This window comes from Paracoccus mangrovi (assembly GCF_042648425.1).
GTDB classification, from domain to species: Bacteria; Pseudomonadota; Alphaproteobacteria; order Rhodobacterales; family Rhodobacteraceae; genus Paracoccus; species Paracoccus mangrovi.
In genome coordinates this window covers 18,512-41,394 of sequence record NZ_JBHRXJ010000004.1, presented here as the reverse complement: position 1 = coordinate 41,394, position 22,883 = coordinate 18,512, and the positions used below count along the sequence as shown (strand labels likewise).

The window sequence follows — 22,883 nt, the reverse complement described above, 5'->3', positions numbered from 1 at the left end:
ACGTCGCGATGCGGATGTTTCGGAACTGGGAAGACAATGTCGCGGCGGCGGCCCTGGCGGTGGTGTTCCTTGCGGTGTCATGGGGGGTGCTGGCGCGCTATGTCGCCCCCCGCCCCGCCGTCTGGTCGGGCGAGGTGGCGTCGCTGGGCTTTGCCTGGATCGTCTTTGTCGGCGCGGCCGCCGGCGCGCGTCAGCACCTGCATATCGGTGTCGATCTGGTGACCGCGCGGTTGCCGGGGGCGGTCCAGCGCGGGATCGCATGCGCGGTGTCGCTGTTTCTGGCCCTTGCGCTGGCCTATATCGCCTGGCTCGCGGTCAAGATCGGCATCCAAAGCCTGAACCGGCCGACGCCGGTCCTGCGCCTGCCATCCTCGATCACCCATGCCGCGGTTTTCGTGGGCTTTTCCTCGATGGCGGTCGGCGCGCTGCGCGACGCCATCACCCTGTACCGGGGTGCGAAATCATGACCGATATCCTGCCGTTTCTGGTGCTGGCGATCCTGATGGTGCTGAACGCGCCGGTCGCCTATTGCCTGGCCATCGGCGCGCTGGTCTTTTTCATGGGCAGCGCGGGCGTGCCGGTCCAGACCTATGTCCAGCGTCTGGTCAGCGCCACGGAAAGCTTTCCGCTGCTGGCCATCCCCTTCTTCATTCTGGCCGGCGTGGTGATGAACGAGGCCGGCATCACCGGCCGCATCATGAAGCTTGCCGATACCATGGTCGGGCACATGATCGGCGGTCTGGCGCGGGTCAACGTGCTGCTTTCCACGCTGATGGGGGGCATGTCGGGATCGGCCAATGCCGATGCCGCGATGCAAAGCACGGTGCTGGTCCCCGAAATGACCGCGCGCGGCTATGACAAGGCGTTTTCCGCCGCCGTCACCGCCTTTTCGGCCATCATCACCGCGATCATTCCGCCCTCGATCGGGCTCATTCTTTACGGCTTTCTGGCCGATGTCTCGATCGGGCGGCTGTTCATCGCGGGGCTGGTTCCGGGCGCGCTGATCTGTGGGCTTTTGCTGATCGCGGTCGGCCGCATCAGCCGGGCCGAGGGCTATCCCCCCTCGCGCGATACCCCCGCCAGCTGGGCCGAGCGGGGCCGGGCCGCGCTGGATGCGGGCTGGGGCCTGTTGATCCCGGTGGGCATTCTGGGCGGGATCCGCTTCGGCTGGTACACACCGACCGAGGCCGGGGCCATCGCGGTCTGTTATGCGCTGTTCATCGGGCTGGTCGTCTATCGCGCGCTGCCGGTCCGGCGCATCCCCGCCATGTTCCGCGAGGCGGCGATCGCCACCGCCGTGATCATGCTGATCATCTGTGCGGCGCAGGCATTCGGGTTTTTCCTGTCCTGGGAACGCCTGCCCGGCAAGCTGGCCGACACCATGCTGGTCCTGTCGCAGAATCCCTATGTGATCCTTTTGCTGATCAACCTGCTTTTGGTGGTCATCGGCATGATCCTTGAAGGGGGCGCGGCGCTGATCATCCTGACGCCGCTTTTCGTGCCGGTCATCACCAAGCTGGGCATCGATCCGGTGCATTTCGGGGTGGTGATGGTGCTGAACCTGACCATTGCCGGGGTCACGCCGCCGGTGGGGACGCTGATGTACACGACCTGTTCGATCACCGGGGTCAGTGTCGGCGATTTCACCCGCAAAAGCCTTTCGCTGTTCGTGGCGATGATGATCTCGCTGGCGCTGGTGACCTTTGTTCCCTTCATCACCCTGTTCCTGCCCAATCTGGTCTACGGGTCCTGACGCCCCGCCGCCACAGAGGAGAGCCAAGACCATGGCCGAAATCGGAAAACATGCGCGGGGATTGCCGGGATTGCCACAGGCGCATGCCGAAATCCCGGTCTGGAACGCCGAGAACTGGTATTTCGAGGATTTCACCCCCGGCGACAGGATCCGCTCGATCCGCCGCACCATCTCCGAGGGCGAGGCGATGCTGTTCAACTCGCTGGTGATGGATCACCACCCCTATGTCAGCGACCAGCCCTTTGCCGAACGCGAAGGCGCCTTCGGGCGCCGGCTGGTCGCCGGTGCGATGGTGTTTTCCTATGGGCTTGGCCTTGCGGCAACGAATTGCCTGAATTCGTTTTCCTATGGCTATGACCGGCTGCGCTTTATCGCGCCGGTCTTTATCGGCGACACGATCTATACGATCCGCGAAAACCTGTCCAAGGACATCCACGACCTGAAACAGGGCAAGGTCCGCGTCAGCTATTCCGTCTATAAGGACGAGGGGACGCTGGTTCTTTACGCCGAACATCTGATGACCGCGCTTTACCGCGACCCCGGCCGGTTCCGCGTCGAGGCCGAAACCCGGCTGGCCCAAAAGGCGGCCGCGACATCCCCCGCACATGAGGAAGCGAATGACTGAGATCGTCCTGCGCGGCATGACCTGGGACCATGCGCGCGGCCATGACCCGATGGTCGCCACCTCGGCCGCCTATATGGCCGCCCATCCCGGAATCCGCATCACCTGGGAAAAACGCTCGTTACAGGCATTCGCCGACCGGCCCATCGGCGACATGGCCGGCGAATACGACCTGATGGTGATCGACCATCCCCATGTCGGCGAGGTGGCGCGTGCCGGCCATCTGGTCGATTTCGCGGCCGAGGGGCGCGACGCGGAACTGGCGGCGCTGGCGGCACGATCGGTCGGGGCCTCGCACCCCTCTTATGCCTTCGAGGGCGGGCAATGGGGTCTGGCCATCGATGCGGCCACCCCCGTCGCCTGTTATCGTCCCGACCTGCTTGAGGCGGCGCCGAAACGCTGGGATCAGGTGCTTGAGCTGGCCCGCCGGGGCCGCGTCGGTTTTGCGCTCATCCCGATCAACGCGCTGATGACCTTTTTCGGCATGGCGCGGAACAATCTGGTTCCCATTGCCGAGGATCCCGGCCACCTGATCGCCCGCGACGCCGGCACCGAGGTGCTGGAACGCATGCGCGAGATCGCCGCGCTGATGGATCCGCGCTGCCTGACGCTGGACCCGATCGGCATCTATGAATGGATGGGCCGCAACGCCGACGCCCCCGCCTATTCGCCCTTTGGCTATGGCTATACCAACTATTCCCGCGACGGCTATTGCCCGCATCCGCTGAACTTTGCCGATGCGCCGGGCTTTGGCGGCAATGGCCCGCGCGGCACGGTTCTGGGCGGCACCGGCATCGCCGTTTCCGCCGCCTGCAAGGCGCGCGACGTGGCCGTCGATTACGCGTTCTGGATCGCCGGGGCGGATTGCCAAAAGGGGCTGTTCTTCGAAAGCGGCGGCCAGCCCGGCCATGCCGCAGCGTGGGAGGACGCCGCCTGCAACGCCGCCTGCCGCGATTTCATGAAAAACACCCGCGAGACGCTGGAAACGTCATGGGTGCGGCCGCGCTATGACGGCTATATGGGCTTGCAGGACCGCGCCGGCGACATCGTCCATGCCTGTCTGCGCGGGGCGGCCTCGATCCCGGCAACGCTGGATGCGCTGGACGCCGCCTATCGGGACAGCCGCGCATGACACGCCCGCTGGAAGGCATCACCGTTCTTGAGATCGCGCAATATCTCTCGGGTCCATTTGCCGGGTTGAAACTGGCCGATCTGGGCGCGCGGGTGATCAAGGTCGAGCGCCCCGGCACGGGCGATCCCTGTCGGGGCCTCTATATCTCTGATCCGGTGGCGGGCGAAAACACGCTGTTTCACGCCATCAATCGCGGCAAGGAAAGCCTGACCGCCGATCTGCGCGACCCCGCCGACCGCGCCCTGTTGATGGACATCATCCGCGACGCCGATGTGCTGATCCAGAATTTCCGCCCCGGCGTGATCGAGCGACAGGGCCTTGGCCATGACGAGGTGCGCGGGATCAACCCGAACCTGGTCTATGGCTCGATCTCGGGTTTCGGGCCGACCGATTGGGCGAACCTGCCGGGTCAGGACCTTCTGGCGCAGGCGCGATCCGGGCTGATGTGGCTGAGCGGCAGCCGCGATGACCCGCCGATGCCGATGGGGCTGGCCGTCGCCGATATTCTGGCGGGCGAGGCGCTGGCCCAGGGCATTCTGGCCGCGCTGGTCGGCGTCGGGCGCGGCCTGCCCGGCGCGCATGTCGAAACCTCGCTGATCGAGGCGCTGATCTCGTTTCAGTTCGAGGTGCTGACCACGCATCTGAACGATGGCGGCAAGCCGCCCGAACGCGCGGCGGTGAACGGGGCGCATGCCTATATCGGCGCGCCTTACGGCGTCTATCCGACGCGCGACGGCTGGCTTGCGCTGGCCATGGTGCCGTCGCTGGCCGGGCTGGGGGATCTGATGAATATCCCGGCGCTGGCGCCCTATGCCACCGACCCCTCGGCCGCCCGCCGCGACCGCGACGCGATCAAGGCGCTGATCGCGCAGGCGACGCCCGCGCGCAGCACCGCCGAATGGCTTTCGGTGCTGCAACCCGCCGATATCTGGTGCGCCGAGGTGCTGGACTGGCCCGGCCTGATGCAGCGCGCCGCGTTCCGACAGCTGGACATGATCCGGCCGATGGGCGGGCTGAAAACCGTACGCGGCCCGCTGCGGCTGGATGGCGCACCGCTGGCCGTGGGAACTGGCGCGCCCGCACTGGGCGCCGATCGCTCGCGCATCGTCGAGGAATTCGGCCCGCACAAGGCGCGCGCCGCAACAACAGGAGGCATGTGATGGCAAGGATTTCCAAGGCGGAACTGATGATGGTCGATCTTGCGCCCAAGGTGCGGCGCACCGATGCGATCCAGTCCTTTGTCAGCCAGGAAACCCCGATCCTGCGGCTTACCGATGCCGATGGGGCGGTGGGCACCGGCTATTGCTATACCATCGGCACCGGCGGGCCGGCGGTGATCTCGCTCTTGCGCGACACGCTTTTGCCGCGGCTGATCGGTCGCAAGGCCGAAGAGATCGAGGCGATCTGGCGCGACCTGATGTTTTCCACCCATGCGACGGCGGTGGGCGCGATCACCTCGCTTTCGCTGGCGGCCATCGACACGGCGCTATGGGATCTGCGCTGCCGCCGCGCGGACCTGCCGCTGTGGCGCATGGCCGGCGGCGCCAAGAACAGCGTCGCGGTCTATTCGACCGAAGGCGGCTGGCTGCATATCGACACCGCCGCGCTGGTCGAGGACGCGCTGCGCATGAAAGAGGCGGGCTTCGCGGGCTCCAAGATCAAGATCGGCCGCCCGCATCTGGCCGAGGATTCGGCGCGGCTGGCCGCCGTGCGCGCGGCGGTGGGCGACGATTTCCACATTTTCACCGATGCCAATCAGGGATTTACCCTGCATCAGGCGCTGATGCGCGCCGAGATGCTGGCCGATCACGGCATCGGCTGGTTCGAAGAACCGATGCCCGCCGACGATATCGGCGCGCATGCGCAACTGGCCAGCCGCTCGCCCGTGCCGATCGCGGTGGGCGAAAGCCTGTATTCGCTGAGCCAGTTCAAGGATTACCTGACCCGCGACGCGGCCCATATCATCCAGGTCGACGTGGCCCGCATCGGCGGCATCACCCCATGGCTCAAGGTCGCGCATCTGGCCGAGGCGCATAACGTCGCCGTCTGTCCGCATTTCCTGATGGAACTGCATATCAGCCTTGTGACCGCCGTCCCCAATGGCTGGATGCTGGAATACATCCCCCAGCTTGACGACATCACCAGCTCGCGGCTCGACCTGCGAAGCGGGCGCGGCCATGCGCCGATGACGCCGGGCCTGGGCATCGACTGGGACTGGGACGCGATCGCCGCACGGGTGGTCGAGGGCAGCCACGCCACAATCGCATAGCCGACAAGAAAGGTTCCGACATGACCGATCCCCGCATCGCCACGCTTGAAGGCATCTATACAAGCGTCATCCATGACGTGATGCGCGCCATGGGCCGGCGCAACTTTACCCTGCCCAGCCATATCACCCCCCTGCAACCCGAAAGGGTGCTGACCGGGCCGGCCTTTACCATCGAAGGCCGCATCGACGAGACCGCCGATCCGCATCAGACGCTGCTCGACTGGACCGGGCTTTTGTCGCGGGCCCCGGCAGGTCACGTCTGGATCAGCCAGCCGCATAACCAGACGGTCGCGCAGATGGGCGAATTGTCCGCCGAAACCCTGCATCGCAAGGGGGTGCTGGGCTGTGTGCTGGATGGCGGCCTGCGGGACGCGGATTTCATCCTGAAGCTGGGTTTCCGCAGCTGGCGCAGCTTTCACACGCCCCGCGACGTGGTTGGCATGTGGCGGCCCACCGCCGTCAATCAGCCGATCATCATCGGCGAATGCCTGATCCATCCCGGCGACTGGCTGCATGGCGACCGCGACGGCATGGTGGTGATCCCCAACGAGATCCTGGACGAGGTGATCGCCGCCTCGGTCGACGCGATGGCCAAGGAAAATCTGGTGCGCACCGCCATTCTGGAAGGCGTCGATCCGCAGGAAGCCTATCTGCGCCACGGAAAGTTCTGAGCCATGCGGATCGCGGCGCTGGATATCCGGGCCTGCCGGGTCGATGGCGGGGCGCTCGGCCTTGTCGAGGGGCCGGTCGAGGGGCTTGAGTTTCTGGTCCATACCCTGCGCACCGAATGCGGGCGCTCGGCCTCGATGTTCGGCTTTGCCGGGCGCTCGGCATTGGGGTCGGGGCATCTGGCGGCGGCCTCGCTCAGGCCGTTCCTCGTCGGGCGCGACGCGCGCGAACGCGAAGGCATCTGGCGCGACTGGCGGCGGGCGGATCGCTGGTGGCACCATCTGCCGATCTATAGCTATGGCCCGATCGATTGTTGCCTGTGGCTTTTGGCCGCCGAGGCGGCAGAACAGCCGCTTTGGCGCTATCTGGGTGGGTATCGCGACCGGATCGACACCTATGCCTCGTCGCTGGTGCTGGACGGCCCCGACGCCTATGCCGCCGAGGCCCGCGCCGTCCGGGACGCCGGGATGCGCGGCTACAAGATCCATCCGCCGGGCCGCGATCTGGACGAGGATATCGCCATCCACGAAGCCGCGCGCGCGGCCACCGGCCCGGATTTCACCCTGATGTCGGACCCGGTTCAGCCCTATAGCTTCGATCAGGCGCTGCGGCTGGGGCGCGTGCTGGAACGGCTGGGCTATGCCTGGCTGGAAGAGCCGCTGCCCGACGAGAATTTCGCCGCGCTGCGCGAGCTGACGCGACAGCTGGAGATCCCCGTCATCGGCTGCGAGGTGTTGGCCAAGCATCCGCATTCGGTCGCCGAATGCGTGGCGACGCGGGTCGTGGACGCGGTGCGCGCCGATGTCAGCTGGTCGGGCGGCGTCACCGGCGTGATGCGGACCGCCGCGCTTGCGGACGCGTTTCACATGAATTGCGAATTGCATTCGACCATCTTCCACCCGCTTGAGCTGGTGAACCTGCATTGCGCCGCCGCCATCCCCAATAGCGGCATGTTCGAACTGCTTTGGCCCACGGAGCGCTTTGCCTTTGGCCTTGCCCGGCCCCTGCCGGTCAGCGGCGGCGTGGCTCGGCTGCCCGAGGCGCCGGGCCTTGGCATCGATCTGGACTGGAACCTGATAGAGGAGACGACCCTTGCCACGCTCTGACACCGATCCGCGGCTGATGCTGCTGTCGCCCGGCGACAGCGTCTATGTCCTGCGCGACCAGATCGCGGCGGGCGAAACCATTCTGGTACAAGGCCGCAAGGTGGCGATCAGCGCCGCCCTTGGCCTTGGCCACAAGATCGCCCGCGCGGCCCTGCGGCCCGGCGACAAGGTGCTGAAATACGGCGCGCCCATCGGTTCGGCCTCCGCGCCGATCGCGCCGGGCGATCACGTCCATACCCATAACCTGAAAAGCGATTACACCGCGACCCATACGCTTGAGGCGGCGCGGGCCAATGCGGGGGAAAAATCATGATGCGCGGCTGGCAAAGATCGGACGGACGCAAGGGCATCCGCAATGTCGTGGCGGTGGCCTATCTGGTCGAATGCGCCCATCACGTCGCCCGGCAGATCGCAAGCACCGATCCCGAAGGCGCGCATGTCATCGGCTTTCCCGGCTGTTTTCCGAACGATTACGCCCAGCGGGTGATGGAACGGCTCTGCACCCATCCGAATGTCGGCGCGGTGCTGCTGGTCAGTCTGGGCTGCGAAAGCTTTAACCGCTATCAGCTGGAACAGGTCGTGCACGACACCGGCCGCCCGGTCAAGGTGCTGACCATTCAAAGCGATGGCGGCACGCGGGCCAGCATCGCCTCGGGCCGCGACTGGGTCGCCCAACAGATCGCCGGTCTTGCCGCCCAGCCGACGGTGCCGATGCGCGTGGACGAGCTGGTCGTGGGCACGGTCTGCGGCGGCTCGGACGGGACCAGCGGCATCACCGGCAACCCGGCGGCGGGTCTGGCCTTTGACCGGCTGGTCGCCGGGGGCGCGACCTGCATCTTTGAGGAAACCGGCGAGCTGATCGGCTGCGAGGCGATCATGGAGGCCCGCGCCGCCACCCCCGAACTGGCCGCCGAGCTGCGCGCCAGCGTCGAAAAGGCCGCGCGCTATTACGCCACGCTGGGATACGGGTCCTTTGCGCCCGGCAATGCCGATGGGGGGCTGTCCACCATCGAGGAAAAATCGCTGGGCGCCTATATGAAATCCGGGCAATCGGTCATTTCGGGGCTGATCAAACCCGGCGACATTCCGCCCCGTGGCGGGCTATATCTTATGGATGTGGTGCCCGACGGCGAGGTGCGCTTTGGCTTTCCCAACATCTCGGACAATGCCGAGATTGTCGAGATGATGGCTTCGGGCGCGCATGTCACGCTGTTTGTGACCGGGCGCGGCTCGGTCGTGGGATCGGCCATTTCGCCGGTCATCAAGATCGCCGCCAACCCGCATATGTATCGCCGCCTCGCCGACGACATGGACGTGAATGCCGGCCGCATCCTTGAGGGCGAGGCAACGCTGGCCGAGGTCGGCGACGAGATCTATCAAAAGGTGCTGGCCATCGCCTCGGGCGCGAAAAGCCGCTCGGAAGATCTGGGGCATCAGGAATTCATCCTGACCTATAAAAGCTTTGAGCCGATCGGCCCGGCCTGCCTGCCGGTGTGATCGCGGGAACATGAAAAGGGGAAAACCATGGGACGACTGAACGGCAAGACCGCATTGGTGACGGCGGCGGCACAGGGCATCGGGCGTGCCAGCGCGCTGGCCATGGCGGCCGAGGGCGCGCGCGTCATCGCCACCGACGTCAACCGCGACGCGCTGGCCGATCTTGCGGGCGAAGGCATCGAAACCCGCTTTCTGGATGTGCGCGACCCCGCCGGCATCGCCGAAATGGTCGCGGCCCTGCCCGGCCCCGACATTCTGTTCAACTGTGCCGGCGTGGTGGCGAACGGCACGATTCTGGAATGCAGCGACACGGATTGGGATTTCTCGGTCAGCCTGAACATGACGGCGATGTTTCACATGTGCCGCGCCTTTCTGCCCGGCATGATCGCGAATGGCGGCGGCTCGATCATCAACGTGGCCTCGGTCGCGTCCTCGGTGATCGCGGCGCCGAACCGCTTTGCCTATGGCGCGACCAAGGCCGGGGTGATCGGGCTGACCAAATCCATCGCCGCCGATTTCGTGACCAAGGGCGTGCGCGCCAACGCGATCTGCCCGGGCACGGTCGAAAGCCCGTCGCTGCATGACCGGCTGCGCGCGACCGGCGATTACGAGGCCGCGAAAGCCGCTTTCATCGCCCGCCAGCCCATCGGCCGCATCGGCCGCCCCGAGGAAATCGCGGCGCTGGTCGTCTATCTGGCCAGCGACGAATCCGCCTATACGACCGGCATCGCCCATGTGATCGACGGCGGCTGGTCCAACACCTGAACCCGGCAGAAAGAGGAAACGACATGAAATTGTTGCGACATGGGGCACGGGGCGCGGAAAAGCCCGGGATGCTGGCCAGCGACGGCACGATCCGCGACCTCAGCGGCGTGGTCGCCGATATTTCCGGCGATGTGCTCGGCGATGCGGGCCTTGCCCGGCTGCGCGGCCTTGACCCCCTGACCCTGCCGGTGGTGCCGGCGGATACGCGGCTTGGCGCCTGTGTGGCGGGCACGACCAAGTTCATCTGTATCGGTCTGAACTATGCCGATCACGCCGCCGAAAGCGGCATGAGCGTGCCGCCCGAGCCGGTGATCTTCATGAAAGCCAACAGCGCCATCTGCGGCCCCACCGATCCGATCGTGATCCCGCGCGGTTCCGAAAAGACCGATTGGGAGGTCGAGCTGGCCGTGATCATCGGCACCAAGGCCAAATATGTGTCCGAGGCCGATGCGATGGATCATGTCGCGGGCTATGCGGTGACCAATGATGTCAGCGAGCGCGCCTTTCAGACCGAGCGTTCGGGCCAGTGGACCAAGGGCAAAAGCTGCGACAATTTCGGCCAGACCGGCCCGTGGCTGGTCACCCGCGACGAAATCGCCGATCCCCAGAACCTTGGCATGTGGTTGAAGGTGAACGGGGAAACCATGCAGAACGGCTCGACCCGGACCATGGTTTACGGGGTCCGCCATCTGGTCAGCTATCTGAGCCAGTTCATGACCCTGCATCCGGGCGACATCATCTCGACCGGGACGCCGCCGGGCGTCGGGCTGGGCATGAAGCCGCCGCGTTACCTCAGGGCCGGCGACGTGGTCGAACTGGGCATCGACGGGCTGGGCGCGCAGCGTCAGGACGTGATCGCTGACCAGGCGCCCTGACAAAACGGCCCCGTCCACCGGGACGGGGCGCGTCGCGCGCGGGGCGCGGGCAACATGCCCCAACCAAAGGCGCCCGCCCGCGCCGGCGGCAAGGGCCACCGGCACGGGACATCCCTATATCCGCCGCGACGTTTCAAGGTCGATCCTGCTGACCGCCAGATAGGCCACCAGCACCAGGATCGCGGCCAGGAAGAACCAGCTTGTCACCACCGTACCCAGCCCCAGCCCGCCATGCGTCACCGGCTGCGACAAAAGATCGCCAAAGCTCGCGCCAAGCGGGCGCGTCAGGACATAGGCAAGCCAGAAGCCGGTGACCGGGCCAATGATGTCCAGCCGCCACAGCGCCGCGACCACCGCGATCCCCGCGCCGAAAAGCAGCGACGAGGACAGATAGCCAAGGCCCAGCCGCTCGGCCATCAGATCGCCCGCCGCTGTGCCCAGCGCAAAGGTGAACAGGATGGCCAGCCAATAGAACCCCTCGCGCGAGGGTGTGTCGATAGCATGGATCGACAATGTACGTTCGCGCGCATACCAGATCGCGAAGGTCGCGATCAGCGCGACGGCAAAGACGGCCGTCGTCACCGGCAGCGGCACGCCATAGGTGTCGACGAGGCTGTCGGTGATCAGTGTGCCCACGACCGAAACCATCGTCACCGCCAGCCAATAGATCCACGGCCGGTATCGGTCCTGACGGAATTGCAGCCACAAGATCCCGGCCAGCACCACCGCCATCAGCGCCGAGGTCATCGGCAAACCCAGCCCCCATTGAAAGATCAGGTAATCGGCCCCCGTTTCCCCGACCGTCGTCGCCATGATCTTGATGGCCCAGAAAATGGCGGTCACCTCGGGCACCTTGTTGAAGGCGCTTCGCAGGGTGAAATCCGTCGCGATGTCGGGAATGTTTCCACGCATATCGAGATTTTTCATATGTCCAACTCGCTCTTGTCGCCGCCCATGCGGCCGCGATGGCGCAAGCTTCGACCGGCAAGTTCGTCGCCATCTGGCGGGTATGTTATTTTTCCGTAACCTGACGGCGCAGATCCTTGAGCAGGTCGATCTGAATCTGCTGCACCTCAAGCAGGCGCTGCCATTGATGGGCCATCTGATGGTCCATTTTCTCGTGCAGCTGACGCAGTTCGATTTCGGCCTTGAGGTTGACGACATAGTCGTTCTGCGAACGCTGACGGTCCTTTGCCTCTTGCCGGCGCTGGCTCATCATGATGACCGGGGCCTGAAACGCGGCCAGACAGGACAGCACCAGATTCAGCAGGATATAGGGATAGGGATCGAAGGGCTGATGCAAAAGCCCGGCCGTATTCACGATCATCCACAAGACGATGACGCCGAGAAAGGCAAAGATGAACCCCCATGAGCCGCCCCATTTCGCGACCCGGTCGGCCATGCGTTCGCCAAATCGCGACGCTTCGGGTTCCTCAAGCGTGTCGGGCGTCAACAGCTCGCCCTTTGCAAGCGCGGTGGCGACGCGGGCCTCCATCTCGCCCAGCTCGCCCTCTTCGTCGGCCAGAAGCCCGTTCAAAAGCCGCTGGCGATAGACCATCAGATCGTCGCGACAGATATGGCAGGTCGCGTCCCAGCCCGGCACATCGACCGCAATCAGACGCGAGATCGAGGGCCGGATCTCGTACCAGCTGTTCAGCCTGTTGATGGGGAATGCCTGGCGGCAGACGCTGCATATCGCGCGGTCGGGATCGGTGGTCATGCGGGGCCCCTTGCGATGTGGTCGCCCGTGGCGGGCAGGGGCAGAATATGCCCGATCGGGCCGGCATGGCAAAAGTTACTGAATTGTAATCTTTCAACAAGCCGGGGGTCATCCCGCCGCCCCACCTGTTCATCAGTCGAAAGAAAAAGGAGACCATGATGAAACGGATCAAATCTGTGCTGGCATCCGGGCTGGTCGCGGTTGCGGCGCTTGCCACGCTGGGGCTGGGCGCGATGGTGGCGACGGCGGCCTTGGTGATCGGGCTGGTGATCGCACTGGCCGCCCGGCTGAGCGCCCGCCCGGCGCAGGACGCCCCCGACATCCCCCATTCCGCGGTCGTCGTCGAGGGCAGCCCCGCCCCCGCCGCCTGACTTGCGCATCCCGGCCCATGAAACCGGGCCTTTCCACCGCCGCCCGAACATTACCCAGAGATAATCCTGTCGCGATCTTTCTGTCAGGGCGGCTGTCCATCTTTCCCATATCGGCAGGCAAGACGCCGCCGCGATCCAAACGGAGATTACGAACATGAAAAAATCCATCATCACCATTCTGGCCGCCACCACGCTTTCCGCCGGCGCCCTGACCGGGGCGGCATTCGCCGACAGCAATGACACGGCAGAGATCGCCGCATTCCAGAAGGCACAGCATGACGTCATCGCCGGGATCAAGGCCGCCGAAACCGCATCGGGCGGCAAGGCCGTCAGCGCCGAGTTCGATCACGAGAACGGGGCCGGCCTTTGGGAGGTCGAGACCGTGAACGGCACCAAATATGCCGAGGTCAGGATCGACGCCGCCACCGGCAACGTGGTTTCCACCAAGGACAAATCCGACCGCGACGATGCCGTCACCCCCCAGATGCTGGGCGCGCCGCTGGCCGATCTGGCCAGCAAGGCCGCAGCGACCGGCGCGGGCAAGGTCATGTCCATCGAGGCCGAACATGACGACGGCAAGTTCCGCGGCATCGAGGTCGAGATCCTCAAGGCCGACGGCACGGTTCATGACTTTATCCTCGGCGCCGCCGATGGCAAGCTGACGCCGGCTGTCGAGGGTCGGGACGACCAGAACATGACGGGTGAAAACAACGGCTGATCCTGCGGGATACCGCGCCGGCCCCGCCCGGGGCCGGCCAGACGAAAGGGGCGTGATGCGCATTCTGGTGATCGAGGACGACCGGACCACCGGCGACTATATCCAGCAAGGCCTGCGGCAAGAGGGCCATGTCGCCGAGCTGTGCCGCAACGGCCGCGACGGGCTGATCACCGCGCAGACCAGTGATTTCGACGTGCTGGTGGTCGACCGTTTGCTGCCCGATCTGGACGGTTTGTCGCTGGTGCGCACGCTGCGCGCGGCCAAGAACCTGACGCCCGCGATCTTTCTGACCGCACTTGGCGGTGTCGATGACCGGATCGAGGGATTGAATGCCGGCGGCGACGACTATCTGGTCAAGCCCTTTGCCTTTGGCGAATTGTCGGCCCGCATCAACGCGCTGGCCCGGCGGCCACAGATGCGCGACACGGAATCGACGCTGTCGGCGGGCGACCTTCAGATGGATCTGATCCGCCGGACCGTCACGCGCAATGACCTGGATATCGATCTTTTGCCGCGCGAATTCGCGCTGCTGGAATGCCTGTTGCGGCGCAAGGGCCGGGTACAGACCCGGACCATGCTGCTTGAGGCGGTGTGGGATCTGAACTTCGATCCCCAGACCAATGTGGTCGAAAGCCATATCTCGCGGCTGCGGGCCAAGGTCGACAAGCCCTTTCCGACCGAACTGATCAAGACCGTGCGCGGCGCCGGCTATCGGATCGACGCATGAACCGCTGGCGCGAGGTTCTTTGCACCACGCCGATGCGGCTGACGCTGCGGCTGGTGGTGCTGTTCGTGGCGATCAGCCTGGTGGCCTTTGGGGCGACATGGTGGCTGGCCAATAACGCGCTGATCGACGCGACCGAAACGACGCTGCAACAACAGATCGACGCGCTTTCCGCCTCGGACCGGCCCGAAGAGATCGCCCGGGCGGTCAGAAACGCGGCGAAACAGGCCGATGCCGAACATCTGATCCTGCGCTATGATGGCCCGCAGGGGGCGGTGGGCAATTATCTCGGCCCGCTGCCGGCCGAGGATCTGGCCAAGGTTTCCCTGCATGACCACGATCACGACATCAAGGGCGACTATTTTCTCATGCGCGAAAAGGTCGCCGGCGGCACCCTGACCGCCGGTCAGGACGCCGATGCCTTTGACGATCTGGGCGAGGTGTTCTTGCAGGTGCTGACCCTTACCCTGTTGCCGACCGCGCTGCTGGTTCTGGGGGGCGGGCTTATCTTTGCCTTTCGCTCGGCCCGGCGCATCGCCGCCATCGAGGACACGCTGGAACGCCTGTCCGCCGGCGAGCTGAGCGCGCGCCTGCCCGAATTGCCCGGCACGCCCGACGACCTGACCCGTGTCGGCGCCGGCATCGACCGGCTGGCGGCGGCTCAGGAGGCGTCGGTTTCCGCGCTGCGGCAGGTCTCGGCCGATATTGCCCATGACCTGAAAACCCCGATCCAGCGGCTGATGGTGCTGTTGGATCAGGCCCGCGATCAGGCGCCCGAGGTCGAGGTGCTGGACCGCGCCGCCGCCGAGGCGCATGGCATCGTCGCCACCTTTCAGGCGCTTTTGCAGATCGCCCAGATCGAAGGCGGCAGCCCCCGCGCGCGTTTCATGCCGGTGGATCTTGGCCCGCTCGCCCAGACCATGACCGAGCTTTATGAACCCGCCGCGACAGAGACCGGCCACAGCCTGACCCTGAGCCTGCGCCACCCCGCCACGATCAACGGCGAGCGGACGCTTTTGGGTCAGGTCATCGCCAATCTGATCGAAAACGCCCTGCGCCACAGCCCGCCCGGCCCCGTCGCCCTGACCATCGACGGCGCCACGATCACCGTCGCCGACCGCGGCCCCGGCATCCCGGCAAGCGAGCATCAGGCCGTCTTGCGCCGCCTTTACCGGCTGGAAAGCAGCCGATCCACGCCCGGCAGCGGGCTGGGCCTCGCGCTTGTCGATGTGATCGTCAAACTGCATGGCGGCACGCTGAGCCTGCAAGACAACGCGCCGGGGCTAAGGGCGGTCGTCACATTCCCGGGGATGACCGGCTGAGGATGCGGGGCGCGGCGATGGTCGCCATCCGCAGGGCCGGCCCCGAATGCGAAGGGAACCGGCGGTCGAGCGCCCAAAGGATATGCCCCGCACGAAACAAGGCCCCGCCTGCCCGACCCACGACCCGCGATGCGAGCCCATCCGCATCCGGTGCCCCGGCAACCGGGGCGGCGGCAACCGGGGCGGCGGCCGGAACGGTCGACATCGCGCCAAAGAGGGCTTATCCCCGGGAATGCCCCCGGCCCGAGCCAGCATGGATCCGTTCCCTTGCCACCCTTCCGCGCCATCGCCGTTTTCTATCAGGTCGCCCGCCTCAACTCGATCGCGCAGGCCGCCGAACAGCTCAGCGTTACCCCTTCGGCGGTCAGCCAACAGATCAAGGCGCTTGAGGAACGGATCGGCACGACGCTTGTTGCGCGCAATGGCCGCAACATCCGGCTAACCGAGGCGGGCGAACGGTATTTCGAACTGATCTCGGACAAGATCGAAGGCGTCATGCGCGCGACCGAGCTGATGCGCGGCACGCGACAGGTGGCAAATCTGGTGATCCGCACCACGCCGACCATCTCGACCAAATGGCTGTTGCCCCGGCTGGGGCGATTCCTGCAAGCCATGCCCGAAACGAATATCCGCATCGATGGCAGCAACGAGCCGGTCGATTTCAACCGCGACAATGTCGATCTGGAAATCCGCCACGGTCTTGGCGGCTGGCCGGGGCTTTACACCGAACCCCTTGTCGAGGAACGCTTTCTGCCCGTCTGTGCCCCACAGCTGGTCAGGGGCGGGTTGCTGGACCCGGCGGCGGTGCTGAACCTGCCGATGATCCGTTCGGTCAAGGCCCAGGTCCAGTGGAGCGCCTGGACCGAGGCCCAGGCTCTGCCGCCCCCGCCCGGCAATTCCACACTGTCCTTTGACCGCTCACATATGGCGGTGGATGCGGCGACGCTGGGTCTGGGTGTCGCGCTGGAAAGCGAGCTGATGATGGAGGCGGAACTGCGCTCGGGCCAGTTGGTCATGCCCGTGGCCAGAACGCCAAAGCTGGAACTGGCGACGCAATGGCTGGTCTGCCCGCGCTCGAATCTGCGGCGGCACCGGGTGATGCGGCTGATCGAATGGCTGCGCGAAGAGGCGGCGCAATGGCGCGCGGACAGCCCCGCAAATTCCATAGATTTTCTAAATTAAAAAAAAGAAAAGGTAATTCTTCTTTTCTTCGGATCCGGGCCAATCTGGCTTTGACCGTGGGCGGAGGAATTGGCCCGGTCGGAGGAGGAAGCCGTCAGCTTCGCACTTCCAAGGCGTTGCCCGCAGGGCCGCGCCGGGCCGTTCCTCTTGCCAGTTCATTGCGCGGCGGCGCGCCCATTCTGGAAAGGAAGAAATCATGAGCCTGTCATCTATGCTCGCCGAACGAAATGCGGCCGGCAAGCCGATCCGTGTGGGATTGATCGGCGCAGGCAAGTTTGGCTCGATGGTGCTCGCGCAGGCGCGAAAGATCGAGGGCTATCACATCGTCGCGGTCGCGGATCTGGATGTCGGCAAGGTGCGCAACTCGCTGGCCCGGACCGGCTGGGAAGAGGGCGAATATGCCGCCACATCCTTTGGCGACGCGATGGATAGCGGCCGGACCTTCGTGACCGACGATGCCGCCGCGCTTTGCGCCTTTGACGGGATCGAATGCATCATCGAGGCCACCGGCCACCCCCTTGCCGGCACGCGCCATGCGCTGATGGCCATCGAGGCCGGCAAGCATATCGTCATGGTCAATGTCGAGGCCGACGTGATGTGCGGCCCGATCCTCGCCCGCAAGGCGCGCGAAAAGGGCGTCGTCTATTCCATGGCCTATGGCGACCAGCCGGCCTTTTGCTGCGAGCTGGTCGATTGGGTCCGTTCCTGCGGGTTCGAGCTTGTTTCGGCGGGCAAGGGCATGAATTTTCGCCCGCCCTATCGCTATTCGACCCCGGACACGGTCTGGAGCTTTTTCGGCTGGTCCGACGAATTCGTCGCCAAGGGCGATTTCAACCCGAAAATGTACAACTCCTTTACCGATGGCACCAAGGCCGCGATCGAGATGGCGGCGGTGGCCAACGGCACCGGGCTTGACTGTCCCGATGACGGGCTGGCCTTCTATCCGGCCGGGCTTCAGGATCTGGCACAGGTCTTCAAGCCGGAATCCGATGGCGGGCGCCTGCCCAAGGCCGGACTGACCGATATCGCCGCCAGCCGCGAACCGGATGGCCGGATGGTTCTGAACAATATCCAATACGGGATGTTCGTCACCTTCCGCGCACCGGACGAATATACCCGGGGCTGTTTTGAACAATACGGCCTGCTGACCGACGATAGCGGCTGGTATGGTTCGATGTGGCGGCCCTTCCACCTGATCGGGCTGGAAACTTCGGTCTCGGTCCTCTCTGCGGTGCTGCGGGGCGAGCCGACGGGAAGCTCGAAATATTTCCGGGGCGATGCGGTCGCGACGGCGAAAAGCGATCTCAAGGCCGGCAGCTGGCTGGACGGCGAGGGCGGGTTCGCGACCTGGGCCAAGGCGGTGCCGGCGACGCTGTCCACGCGGATCAATGCCTTGCCCATCGGGCTTGCGCATCGGGTCAAGCTGATCCGCGACGTGCCGCGCGACCAGATCGTCACCTTCGACGATGTGGAAATGGTCGACGATCTGGACGTGGTCGCGCTGCGGCAAGAGCAGGTTCAGCTCATGGGGCCGCGCGCATGAGCTTTGTCGTCCTGCCGAGTTTCGAGGTCGAAGAGGCCAATCTCGACGCCTTTCTGGCGGCGGCGCGGGCGGATGCCGCGCAGTCGCTGGCCAACGAAGCCGGCTGCCTGCAATTCGACGTCTTTGTCGACCGCGCGGCGCACCCGACACGGGTGATGTTCTATGAGGTCTATGCCGACCGCGCCGCCTTTGACGCACATCTGGAAACGCCGCATCTCGCGGCGTTTCGCGACAGCCTGCATCTTTGCGCCGAAGGCCCGGTGCAGTTTTTCGACAGGGTCGCGCCATGATCGGGCCGGTGGCATTTCTGGGCACCGGGCTGATGGGCGGACCGATGTGCGCCAATCTGGCGGCGGCGGGCGCCGGGCTTCGCGCCTGGAACCGCAGCCCGGACAAGGCCCGCGCGCTTGGCCACGGCATCGCCGTGGCCGCCAGCCCGGCCGAGGCCGCAAGGGATGCCCGGGCCTGTATCGTCATGGTGTCGGACGGGCCGGCCTGTCGGCAGGTCCTGTTCGATGACGGCGCGGCGGCGGCGCTGGCGCCGGGGGCGATCGTGATCGTCATGTCCTCGATCGGCCATCAAGAGGCGCTGGATCTGGCCGAAAGGGTGCGCGCCATGGGCCTGCGCTGGATCGACGCGCCGGTTTCGGGTGGCACACCCGCCGCAAAGGCCGGGACGCTGTCGATCATGGCCGGGGGCGCGGACGCGGATATCGCTGCGGCGATGCCGCTGCTTTCGCCGATGGGTCGCGTCACCCATATCGGCCCGGCCGGCACCGGCGCGCTGACCAAGCTGATCAACCAGATCACCGTCGCCTCGACCATCGCCACCGTCGCCGAGGCGATGCTGCTGGCCGAGGCCGGCGGCGCCGATCCGGCCAAGGTGCGCGAGGCGCTGATGGGTGGCTTTGCCAGCTCTCGCATCATGGAGCTGCACGGACAGCGCATGATCGCGGGCGACTTCACACCCGGCGGGCCTGCGCGCTATCAGCTCAAGGACACCCGTGCCGCGCGCGACGTCGCGGCGGCGCTTGGGCTGAAACTGCCGGTACTCGATCTCGTGGACGGGCTTTTCGCGGATCTCGTCGCCCATGGCGGCGGCGATCTGGACCATGCCGCGCTGTTGATGGAACTCAGGCGGCGAAACGGGCGCGCGGGCTGACGCCCGAGACGCCAAATCTTTGACAAAAAAGGGAGGAAACAATGACATTCAACATCACGCGCCGGGCACTGACCCGCGGTCTTGCCGCGCTGGCAATCGCGACCACGGCACTGACGGGACTGGCCCAGGGGGCGCTTGCCGAGACCTCGCTGCGCATGGCGGTGCCCGATCCGGCCGGCAGCTCGGTCGGCCGCGCCGCCACGCGTTTCGCCGAACTGGTCGCCGAAAAGACCGGGGGCGAGGTCACCGTCGAGGTCTTTCCCGACGGCGTGCTGTTTGGCGGCGACCAGAACGCGGCCGTCAATCAGCTTGGCTCGGGCGCGCTGGACGGGCTGATCCTTGCGAGTTCGGTCTATGCCTCGTTCGAGCCAAAGATGAACGCGATCTCGCTGCCCTATCTGTTTTCGGATTACGACCAGCTCAAGGCCTATCTCGGCGGCGAGCCGGGCGACGAACTTCTGGCCTCGCTGGACCGGTTCGGGATCCACGGGCTGGGCTTTTTCCTGCGCACCTTCCGCGACGTGACGACCAAGGACCGCGCGATCACCAAGGCCGAGGATTTCAAGGGCCTGACCCTGCGCACGCCCAACAACCCGCTTTTCGTGGCGCTGTTCCAGGCGCTTGGCGCGAACCCGACGCCGATGGCCTTTTCCGAGGTCTATACGGCGCTGCAACTGGGTGCCATCGAGGGGCAGGAAAACCCCGTCGAAGTGCCCTATAACAACAAGTTCGCCGAGGTTCAGGGACAGCTGAACATCACCCAGCACCTTGCCGACAGCTTCCTTGTCGCGCTGTCGAACAATGCCTGGCAGAGCATCCCCGAGGCACATCGCGACGCGGTCCAACAGGCCGCCGACGAAATGATCGCCGAGCACGACGCCGAGGAAATCGCCGCCGAACAGGAGATCATCGCCAAGCTGAAGGAACAGGGGATGCAGGTGAACCATTTCGCCGATGGCGAGCTGGCGCGCGTGCAGGAAATCGCCCGTGGCATCTATCCCCAGTTCGAGGCACAGATCGGCGCCGAATTCATGCAGAAGAGCCTGGATTTCGTAAAGAAATAAGCAAAGCAGCCTTCTGCCTTTCGGGGCGGAGGGCCACCGCCGGCGAGGGGGCCGGCTTCACGACAGTGTCCCGGGGGAAAGCATGGACAGGCTTGATCGGTTGATATGGCGCCTTGTGGATGGCGCAATCCTGATGGCGGTGATGGGCATGGTCTGCCTGATCGCGCTTCAGGTCGGCTCGCGGCTGATCGGCGCATCCGTCCCCTGGACGGAAGAGCTGTCGCGGTTTCTGTTCATCTGGACGGTCTGGCTGGGGCTTTCCGCCTCGTTCCGGGCCGGGACCCACCCCGCGCTGGACATGCTGCCGGCGATGACGACGGGCAGGTTGCGGCGGCTGCTTGGCCTGATCCCGGCGCTGGCCACAACGATCCTGTTTCTGGCCGTCACCTATTACGGCTACCGGCTTTTGCTCCAGCAGATCACATTCGGCGAGCAATCCCCGATCCTGCAAGTGGGCATGTATTGGGCGACGCTGCCTCTGGTCCTTGGCTCGGCCTTGTCGATCTTTGGGGTTCTGACGGATGCCATTCTGGGCCATGACGATCCGGTCACGCTTCGCCAGGCCGTCCCCGAACATCAGGGAGACGAAAAATGAGCCTCACCCTTCTGGTCCTGTTCTTCATCCTTGCGGTTCTGGGCGTCCCGCTTGCTGTCGCGCTGGGGCTGAGCACGCTTTCGGTCCTGTGGTGGTTCGGCCTGCCGGTCAGCATGATCACCCAGACCATGGCGACCTCGATCAACTCTTTCCTTCTGATCGCGGTGCCGCTCTTTATCATGTCCGGCCTGATCATGGAGCGGGGCGGGCTGTCCGAACGGATCTTTGACGCGGCCGAGGCGCTGATCGGGCGCTTTCGCGGCGGGCTGGGACAGGTCAATATCGCCTCGTCCTTTGTCTTCGGCGGGATCTCGGGGTCCTCGGTCGCCGATATCGCCAGCCTCGGGCCGATCACCATCCGCTCGATGACCTCGCGGGGCTATCCGCTGCCTTATTCGGCGGCGCTGACGCTGATCACGGCGACGCTGGCGACGCTGGTGCCGCCCTCGATCCTGATCATCATCGCGGCCGCGGCTTCGGGTCAATCCGTCGGGGGCGCACTTGCCGGCGGTCTGGGGCCGGGCATCCTGTTGGCGCTGAGCCTTGCCGTCTATAACTACTGGATCTCGCGGCGCTATGGTTACGGCAAGCAGGTCGCCTTTGATCGCGCGCGCACGGTGCGGGCATTGCTGCGGGCGCTGCCCTCGATCGGTGCGCCGATCATCATCCTGACCGGCATGTTCTCGGGGATCGTGACGCCAACAGAGGCGGCGGGTCTTGCCGTGCTTTACACGCTGTTGATCGCGGGCCTTGTCCATCGCGAAATCGGGTGGTGCGATGTGATCCAGCTGGCCATTCAGGCCGGGCGCACGGCCGGCGCGGTCCTGCTGATCCTGATGGTGGCCAGCGCCGCGACCTATATCTTCACGGTCGACCAATTGCCGCGCAAGGCCTCGGGCCTGCTTGAGGTGCTGGGCGGTTCCGGCTTTATGGTGCTGATCCTGATGGGGGTGATCTTTCTGATCGTCGGCATGCTGATGGACATCGTCGCCGCCGCGCTGATGCTGATCCCGGTGCTGATGCCTTCGGCGGTTCAGGCGGGCGTCCATCCGATGCATTTCCTGATCTTCATGTCCGCCTCGCTGGCGATCGGGCTGGCCACGCCGCCGGTCGGGACATGCCTCTTTGCGACCGCCTATGTCTCGAAACTGCCGATCCCGACCCTGATCAAGGCGGCGCTGCCATTCTATGCGATCAACATCGTCGTATTGATCCTTGTCGCGGCCTTTCCGCAAATCGTGCTTTGGCCGATGGAACTGCTGACGTGAAGGGTGGGGACGGGCGCTATATAGTCATGGGGGTGTCGGGCTGCGGCAAAAGCACGATTGGCGCCGCCCTGGCCAGACGGCTGGACCTTGATTTCGTCGACGGGGACATGCTGCATCCGGCGGCCAACATCCAGAAAATGACCCGGCAACAGGCACTTGACGACACAGATCGCGCGCCCTGGCTTGACCGGGTGGCCGGACGTCTGTCGCCCGGCACGATCATCGCCTGTTCGGCCCTGAAACGCGCCTATCGCGACCGGATCCGGGCGGGCGCCGGGGGTCCCGTCACCTTCATCTATCTGTGCGGAACGGCGGATACGCTGACCAGCCGGATGAACGGCCGCAACGGGCATTTCATGCCGCCCGCGCTGCTTGCCAGTCAGCTCGGCACACTCGAAGAGCCGTCAGAGGATGAAAACGCCATCCGCGCGGATATCGAGGCCGACCCCGCCCGCATTGTCGATCTTTTGACGGCGCAGCTTGTTGACCGCCCGCCGCCCGGAACACGATCCCGGGGCTGAGCGCG

Annotated in this window: 26 protein-coding genes; 24 read left to right on the top strand and 2 right to left on the bottom strand. The window is 65.4% G+C overall.

Annotated features, from left to right (window positions below; genetic code table 11):
- Nucleotides 1-8: 8 nt before the first annotated feature.
- The 12 genes from ACFOMH_RS06960 to ACFOMH_RS06905 are packed head-to-tail and all read left to right on the top strand — an operon-like array spanning nucleotide 9 to nucleotide 10,688.
- Nucleotides 9-467, top strand: a complete 459-nt coding sequence (locus ACFOMH_RS06960; protein ID WP_377743496.1) for a TRAP transporter small permease — start codon at nucleotides 9-11, stop codon at nucleotides 465-467.
- Entirely contained in the window at nucleotides 464-1,753 is a 1,290-nt protein-coding gene (locus ACFOMH_RS06955; RefSeq protein WP_377743495.1) for a TRAP transporter large permease, read from the top strand. The genes ACFOMH_RS06960 and ACFOMH_RS06955 overlap by 4 nt, the downstream gene beginning before the upstream one ends.
- Before the next feature lie 31 nt (nucleotides 1,754-1,784).
- Nucleotides 1,785-2,378 carry a MaoC family dehydratase gene (locus tag ACFOMH_RS06950; protein ID WP_374426212.1) on the top strand — a complete coding sequence of 198 codons (594 nt, stop codon included), beginning with the start codon at nucleotides 1,785-1,787 and terminating at the stop codon, nucleotides 2,376-2,378.
- Nucleotides 2,371-3,507, top strand: coding sequence for an ABC transporter substrate-binding protein (locus ACFOMH_RS06945; protein ID WP_377743494.1), 1,137 nt, complete (start codon nucleotides 2,371-2,373; stop codon nucleotides 3,505-3,507). The genes ACFOMH_RS06950 and ACFOMH_RS06945 overlap by 8 nt, the downstream gene beginning before the upstream one ends.
- Nucleotides 3,504-4,667: a CaiB/BaiF CoA transferase family protein gene (locus tag ACFOMH_RS06940; RefSeq protein ID WP_377743492.1), complete on the top strand. Its 1,164-nt coding sequence runs from the start codon at nucleotides 3,504-3,506 to the stop codon at nucleotides 4,665-4,667. The genes ACFOMH_RS06945 and ACFOMH_RS06940 overlap by 4 nt, the downstream gene beginning before the upstream one ends.
- Complete coding sequence (locus ACFOMH_RS06935) at nucleotides 4,667-5,776, top strand: mandelate racemase/muconate lactonizing enzyme family protein (protein WP_377743490.1); 1,110 nt, start codon at nucleotides 4,667-4,669, stop codon at nucleotides 5,774-5,776. The genes ACFOMH_RS06940 and ACFOMH_RS06935 overlap by 1 nt, the downstream gene beginning before the upstream one ends.
- Before the next feature lie 20 nt (nucleotides 5,777-5,796).
- A complete protein-coding gene (locus ACFOMH_RS06930; protein ID WP_377743489.1) occupies nucleotides 5,797-6,447 on the top strand; it encodes an RraA family protein in 651 nt (216 codons plus the stop codon).
- A gap of 3 nt (nucleotides 6,448-6,450) precedes the next feature.
- Nucleotides 6,451-7,551 carry an enolase C-terminal domain-like protein gene (locus ACFOMH_RS06925; protein ID WP_377743488.1) on the top strand — a complete coding sequence of 367 codons (1,101 nt, stop codon included), beginning with the start codon at nucleotides 6,451-6,453 and terminating at the stop codon, nucleotides 7,549-7,551.
- The gene (locus tag ACFOMH_RS06920; protein ID WP_374426224.1) at nucleotides 7,538-7,864 is read left to right on the top strand and encodes a UxaA family hydrolase; all 327 of its coding nucleotides are present in this window, start codon (nucleotides 7,538-7,540) and stop codon (nucleotides 7,862-7,864) included. The genes ACFOMH_RS06925 and ACFOMH_RS06920 overlap by 14 nt, the downstream gene beginning before the upstream one ends.
- Nucleotides 7,861-9,048 (top strand): UxaA family hydrolase, encoded by a 1,188-nt coding sequence (locus ACFOMH_RS06915; protein ID WP_374426226.1) that lies wholly within the window; start codon nucleotides 7,861-7,863, stop codon nucleotides 9,046-9,048. Before ACFOMH_RS06920 ends, ACFOMH_RS06915 begins: the two co-directional genes overlap by 4 nt.
- 27 nt (nucleotides 9,049-9,075) lie before the next feature.
- Nucleotides 9,076-9,813, top strand: a complete 738-nt coding sequence (locus ACFOMH_RS06910; RefSeq protein ID WP_377743486.1) for an SDR family oxidoreductase — start codon at nucleotides 9,076-9,078, stop codon at nucleotides 9,811-9,813.
- Nucleotides 9,814-9,836: 23 nt separating this feature from the next.
- Nucleotides 9,837-10,688, top strand: coding sequence for a fumarylacetoacetate hydrolase family protein (locus ACFOMH_RS06905; protein ID WP_374426230.1), 852 nt, complete (start codon nucleotides 9,837-9,839; stop codon nucleotides 10,686-10,688).
- A gap of 114 nt (nucleotides 10,689-10,802) precedes the next feature.
- On the opposite strand, the gene ACFOMH_RS06900 is transcribed toward ACFOMH_RS06905, so the two are convergent.
- Both ACFOMH_RS06900 and ACFOMH_RS06895 read right to left on the bottom strand, forming a co-directional pair.
- Nucleotides 10,803-11,615: a COG4705 family protein gene (locus ACFOMH_RS06900; RefSeq protein ID WP_377743484.1), complete on the bottom strand. Its 813-nt coding sequence runs from the start codon at nucleotides 11,613-11,615 to the stop codon at nucleotides 10,803-10,805.
- 85 nt (nucleotides 11,616-11,700) lie between these two features.
- Nucleotides 11,701-12,408 (bottom strand): DUF1003 domain-containing protein, encoded by a 708-nt coding sequence (locus tag ACFOMH_RS06895; protein WP_377743482.1) that lies wholly within the window; start codon nucleotides 12,406-12,408, stop codon nucleotides 11,701-11,703.
- Between the two features lie 155 nt (nucleotides 12,409-12,563).
- On the opposite strand from ACFOMH_RS06895, the gene ACFOMH_RS06890 reads away from it, so the two are divergent.
- From ACFOMH_RS06890 to ACFOMH_RS06835, 12 genes are all read left to right on the top strand, one after another.
- Nucleotides 12,564-12,779, top strand: coding sequence for a hypothetical protein (locus tag ACFOMH_RS06890; RefSeq protein ID WP_377743480.1), 216 nt, complete (start codon nucleotides 12,564-12,566; stop codon nucleotides 12,777-12,779).
- Nucleotides 12,780-12,933: 154 nt separating this feature from the next.
- Nucleotides 12,934-13,497 (top strand): PepSY domain-containing protein, encoded by a 564-nt coding sequence (locus ACFOMH_RS06885; RefSeq protein WP_377743478.1) that lies wholly within the window; start codon nucleotides 12,934-12,936, stop codon nucleotides 13,495-13,497.
- Nucleotides 13,498-13,552: 55 nt separating this feature from the next.
- Nucleotides 13,553-14,224, top strand: coding sequence for a winged helix-turn-helix domain-containing protein (locus tag ACFOMH_RS06880; RefSeq protein ID WP_374426239.1), 672 nt, complete (start codon nucleotides 13,553-13,555; stop codon nucleotides 14,222-14,224).
- The gene (locus ACFOMH_RS06875; protein WP_374426242.1) at nucleotides 14,221-15,543 is read left to right on the top strand and encodes a sensor histidine kinase; all 1,323 of its coding nucleotides are present in this window, start codon (nucleotides 14,221-14,223) and stop codon (nucleotides 15,541-15,543) included. The genes ACFOMH_RS06880 and ACFOMH_RS06875 overlap by 4 nt, the downstream gene beginning before the upstream one ends.
- A gap of 267 nt (nucleotides 15,544-15,810) precedes the next feature.
- A complete protein-coding gene (locus ACFOMH_RS06870; RefSeq protein WP_374426245.1) occupies nucleotides 15,811-16,725 on the top strand; it encodes a LysR substrate-binding domain-containing protein in 915 nt (304 codons plus the stop codon).
- Nucleotides 16,726-16,921: 196 nt separating this feature from the next.
- A complete protein-coding gene (locus tag ACFOMH_RS06865) occupies nucleotides 16,922-18,268 on the top strand; it encodes an NAD(P)H-dependent oxidoreductase (protein WP_374426247.1) in 1,347 nt (448 codons plus the stop codon).
- Nucleotides 18,265-18,558: a putative quinol monooxygenase gene (locus ACFOMH_RS06860; protein WP_374426249.1), complete on the top strand. Its 294-nt coding sequence runs from the start codon at nucleotides 18,265-18,267 to the stop codon at nucleotides 18,556-18,558. The genes ACFOMH_RS06865 and ACFOMH_RS06860 overlap by 4 nt, the downstream gene beginning before the upstream one ends.
- A complete protein-coding gene (locus ACFOMH_RS06855; protein WP_377743476.1) occupies nucleotides 18,555-19,430 on the top strand; it encodes an NAD(P)-dependent oxidoreductase in 876 nt (291 codons plus the stop codon). The genes ACFOMH_RS06860 and ACFOMH_RS06855 overlap by 4 nt, the downstream gene beginning before the upstream one ends.
- 41 nt (nucleotides 19,431-19,471) lie before the next feature.
- Nucleotides 19,472-20,494 carry a DctP family TRAP transporter solute-binding subunit gene (locus ACFOMH_RS06850; RefSeq protein WP_374426255.1) on the top strand — a complete coding sequence of 341 codons (1,023 nt, stop codon included), beginning with the start codon at nucleotides 19,472-19,474 and terminating at the stop codon, nucleotides 20,492-20,494.
- 82 nt (nucleotides 20,495-20,576) lie between these two features.
- Nucleotides 20,577-21,089: a TRAP transporter small permease gene (locus tag ACFOMH_RS06845; RefSeq protein ID WP_377743474.1), complete on the top strand. Its 513-nt coding sequence runs from the start codon at nucleotides 20,577-20,579 to the stop codon at nucleotides 21,087-21,089.
- Complete coding sequence (locus ACFOMH_RS06840) at nucleotides 21,086-22,357, top strand: TRAP transporter large permease (RefSeq protein ID WP_377743473.1); 1,272 nt, start codon at nucleotides 21,086-21,088, stop codon at nucleotides 22,355-22,357. Before ACFOMH_RS06845 ends, ACFOMH_RS06840 begins: the two co-directional genes overlap by 4 nt.
- Nucleotides 22,354-22,878, top strand: coding sequence for a gluconokinase (locus tag ACFOMH_RS06835; protein WP_374426264.1), 525 nt, complete (start codon nucleotides 22,354-22,356; stop codon nucleotides 22,876-22,878). The genes ACFOMH_RS06840 and ACFOMH_RS06835 overlap by 4 nt, the downstream gene beginning before the upstream one ends.
- Nucleotides 22,879-22,883: the final 5 nt, after the last annotated feature.

Coding starts and splice junctions, on each gene's coding strand:
- ACFOMH_RS06875 (WP_374426242.1), top strand. CDS start 14,221: ATGAACCGCTGGCGCGAGGTTCTTTGCACCACGCCGATGCGGCTGACG.
- ACFOMH_RS06845 (WP_377743474.1), top strand. CDS start 20,577: ATGGACAGGCTTGATCGGTTGATATGGCGCCTTGTGGATGGCGCAATC.
- ACFOMH_RS06880 (WP_374426239.1), top strand. CDS start 13,553: ATGCGCATTCTGGTGATCGAGGACGACCGGACCACCGGCGACTATATC.
- ACFOMH_RS06925 (WP_377743488.1), top strand. CDS start 6,451: ATGCGGATCGCGGCGCTGGATATCCGGGCCTGCCGGGTCGATGGCGGG.
- ACFOMH_RS06905 (WP_374426230.1), top strand. CDS start 9,837: ATGAAATTGTTGCGACATGGGGCACGGGGCGCGGAAAAGCCCGGGATG.
- ACFOMH_RS06865 (WP_374426247.1), top strand. CDS start 16,922: ATGAGCCTGTCATCTATGCTCGCCGAACGAAATGCGGCCGGCAAGCCG.
- ACFOMH_RS06955 (WP_377743495.1), top strand. CDS start 464: ATGACCGATATCCTGCCGTTTCTGGTGCTGGCGATCCTGATGGTGCTG.
- ACFOMH_RS06840 (WP_377743473.1), top strand. CDS start 21,086: ATGAGCCTCACCCTTCTGGTCCTGTTCTTCATCCTTGCGGTTCTGGGC.
- ACFOMH_RS06890 (WP_377743480.1), top strand. CDS start 12,564: ATGATGAAACGGATCAAATCTGTGCTGGCATCCGGGCTGGTCGCGGTT.
- ACFOMH_RS06895 (WP_377743482.1), bottom strand. CDS start 12,408: ATGACCACCGATCCCGACCGCGCGATATGCAGCGTCTGCCGCCAGGCA.
- ACFOMH_RS06950 (WP_374426212.1), top strand. CDS start 1,785: ATGGCCGAAATCGGAAAACATGCGCGGGGATTGCCGGGATTGCCACAG.
- ACFOMH_RS06960 (WP_377743496.1), top strand. CDS start 9: ATGCGGATGTTTCGGAACTGGGAAGACAATGTCGCGGCGGCGGCCCTG.
- ACFOMH_RS06900 (WP_377743484.1), bottom strand. CDS start 11,615: ATGAAAAATCTCGATATGCGTGGAAACATTCCCGACATCGCGACGGAT.
- ACFOMH_RS06915 (WP_374426226.1), top strand. CDS start 7,861: ATGATGCGCGGCTGGCAAAGATCGGACGGACGCAAGGGCATCCGCAAT.
- ACFOMH_RS06885 (WP_377743478.1), top strand. CDS start 12,934: ATGAAAAAATCCATCATCACCATTCTGGCCGCCACCACGCTTTCCGCC.
- ACFOMH_RS06850 (WP_374426255.1), top strand. CDS start 19,472: ATGACATTCAACATCACGCGCCGGGCACTGACCCGCGGTCTTGCCGCG.
- ACFOMH_RS06855 (WP_377743476.1), top strand. CDS start 18,555: ATGATCGGGCCGGTGGCATTTCTGGGCACCGGGCTGATGGGCGGACCG.
- ACFOMH_RS06930 (WP_377743489.1), top strand. CDS start 5,797: ATGACCGATCCCCGCATCGCCACGCTTGAAGGCATCTATACAAGCGTC.
- ACFOMH_RS06940 (WP_377743492.1), top strand. CDS start 3,504: ATGACACGCCCGCTGGAAGGCATCACCGTTCTTGAGATCGCGCAATAT.
- ACFOMH_RS06945 (WP_377743494.1), top strand. CDS start 2,371: ATGACTGAGATCGTCCTGCGCGGCATGACCTGGGACCATGCGCGCGGC.
- ACFOMH_RS06860 (WP_374426249.1), top strand. CDS start 18,265: ATGAGCTTTGTCGTCCTGCCGAGTTTCGAGGTCGAAGAGGCCAATCTC.
- ACFOMH_RS06935 (WP_377743490.1), top strand. CDS start 4,667: ATGGCAAGGATTTCCAAGGCGGAACTGATGATGGTCGATCTTGCGCCC.
- ACFOMH_RS06910 (WP_377743486.1), top strand. CDS start 9,076: ATGGGACGACTGAACGGCAAGACCGCATTGGTGACGGCGGCGGCACAG.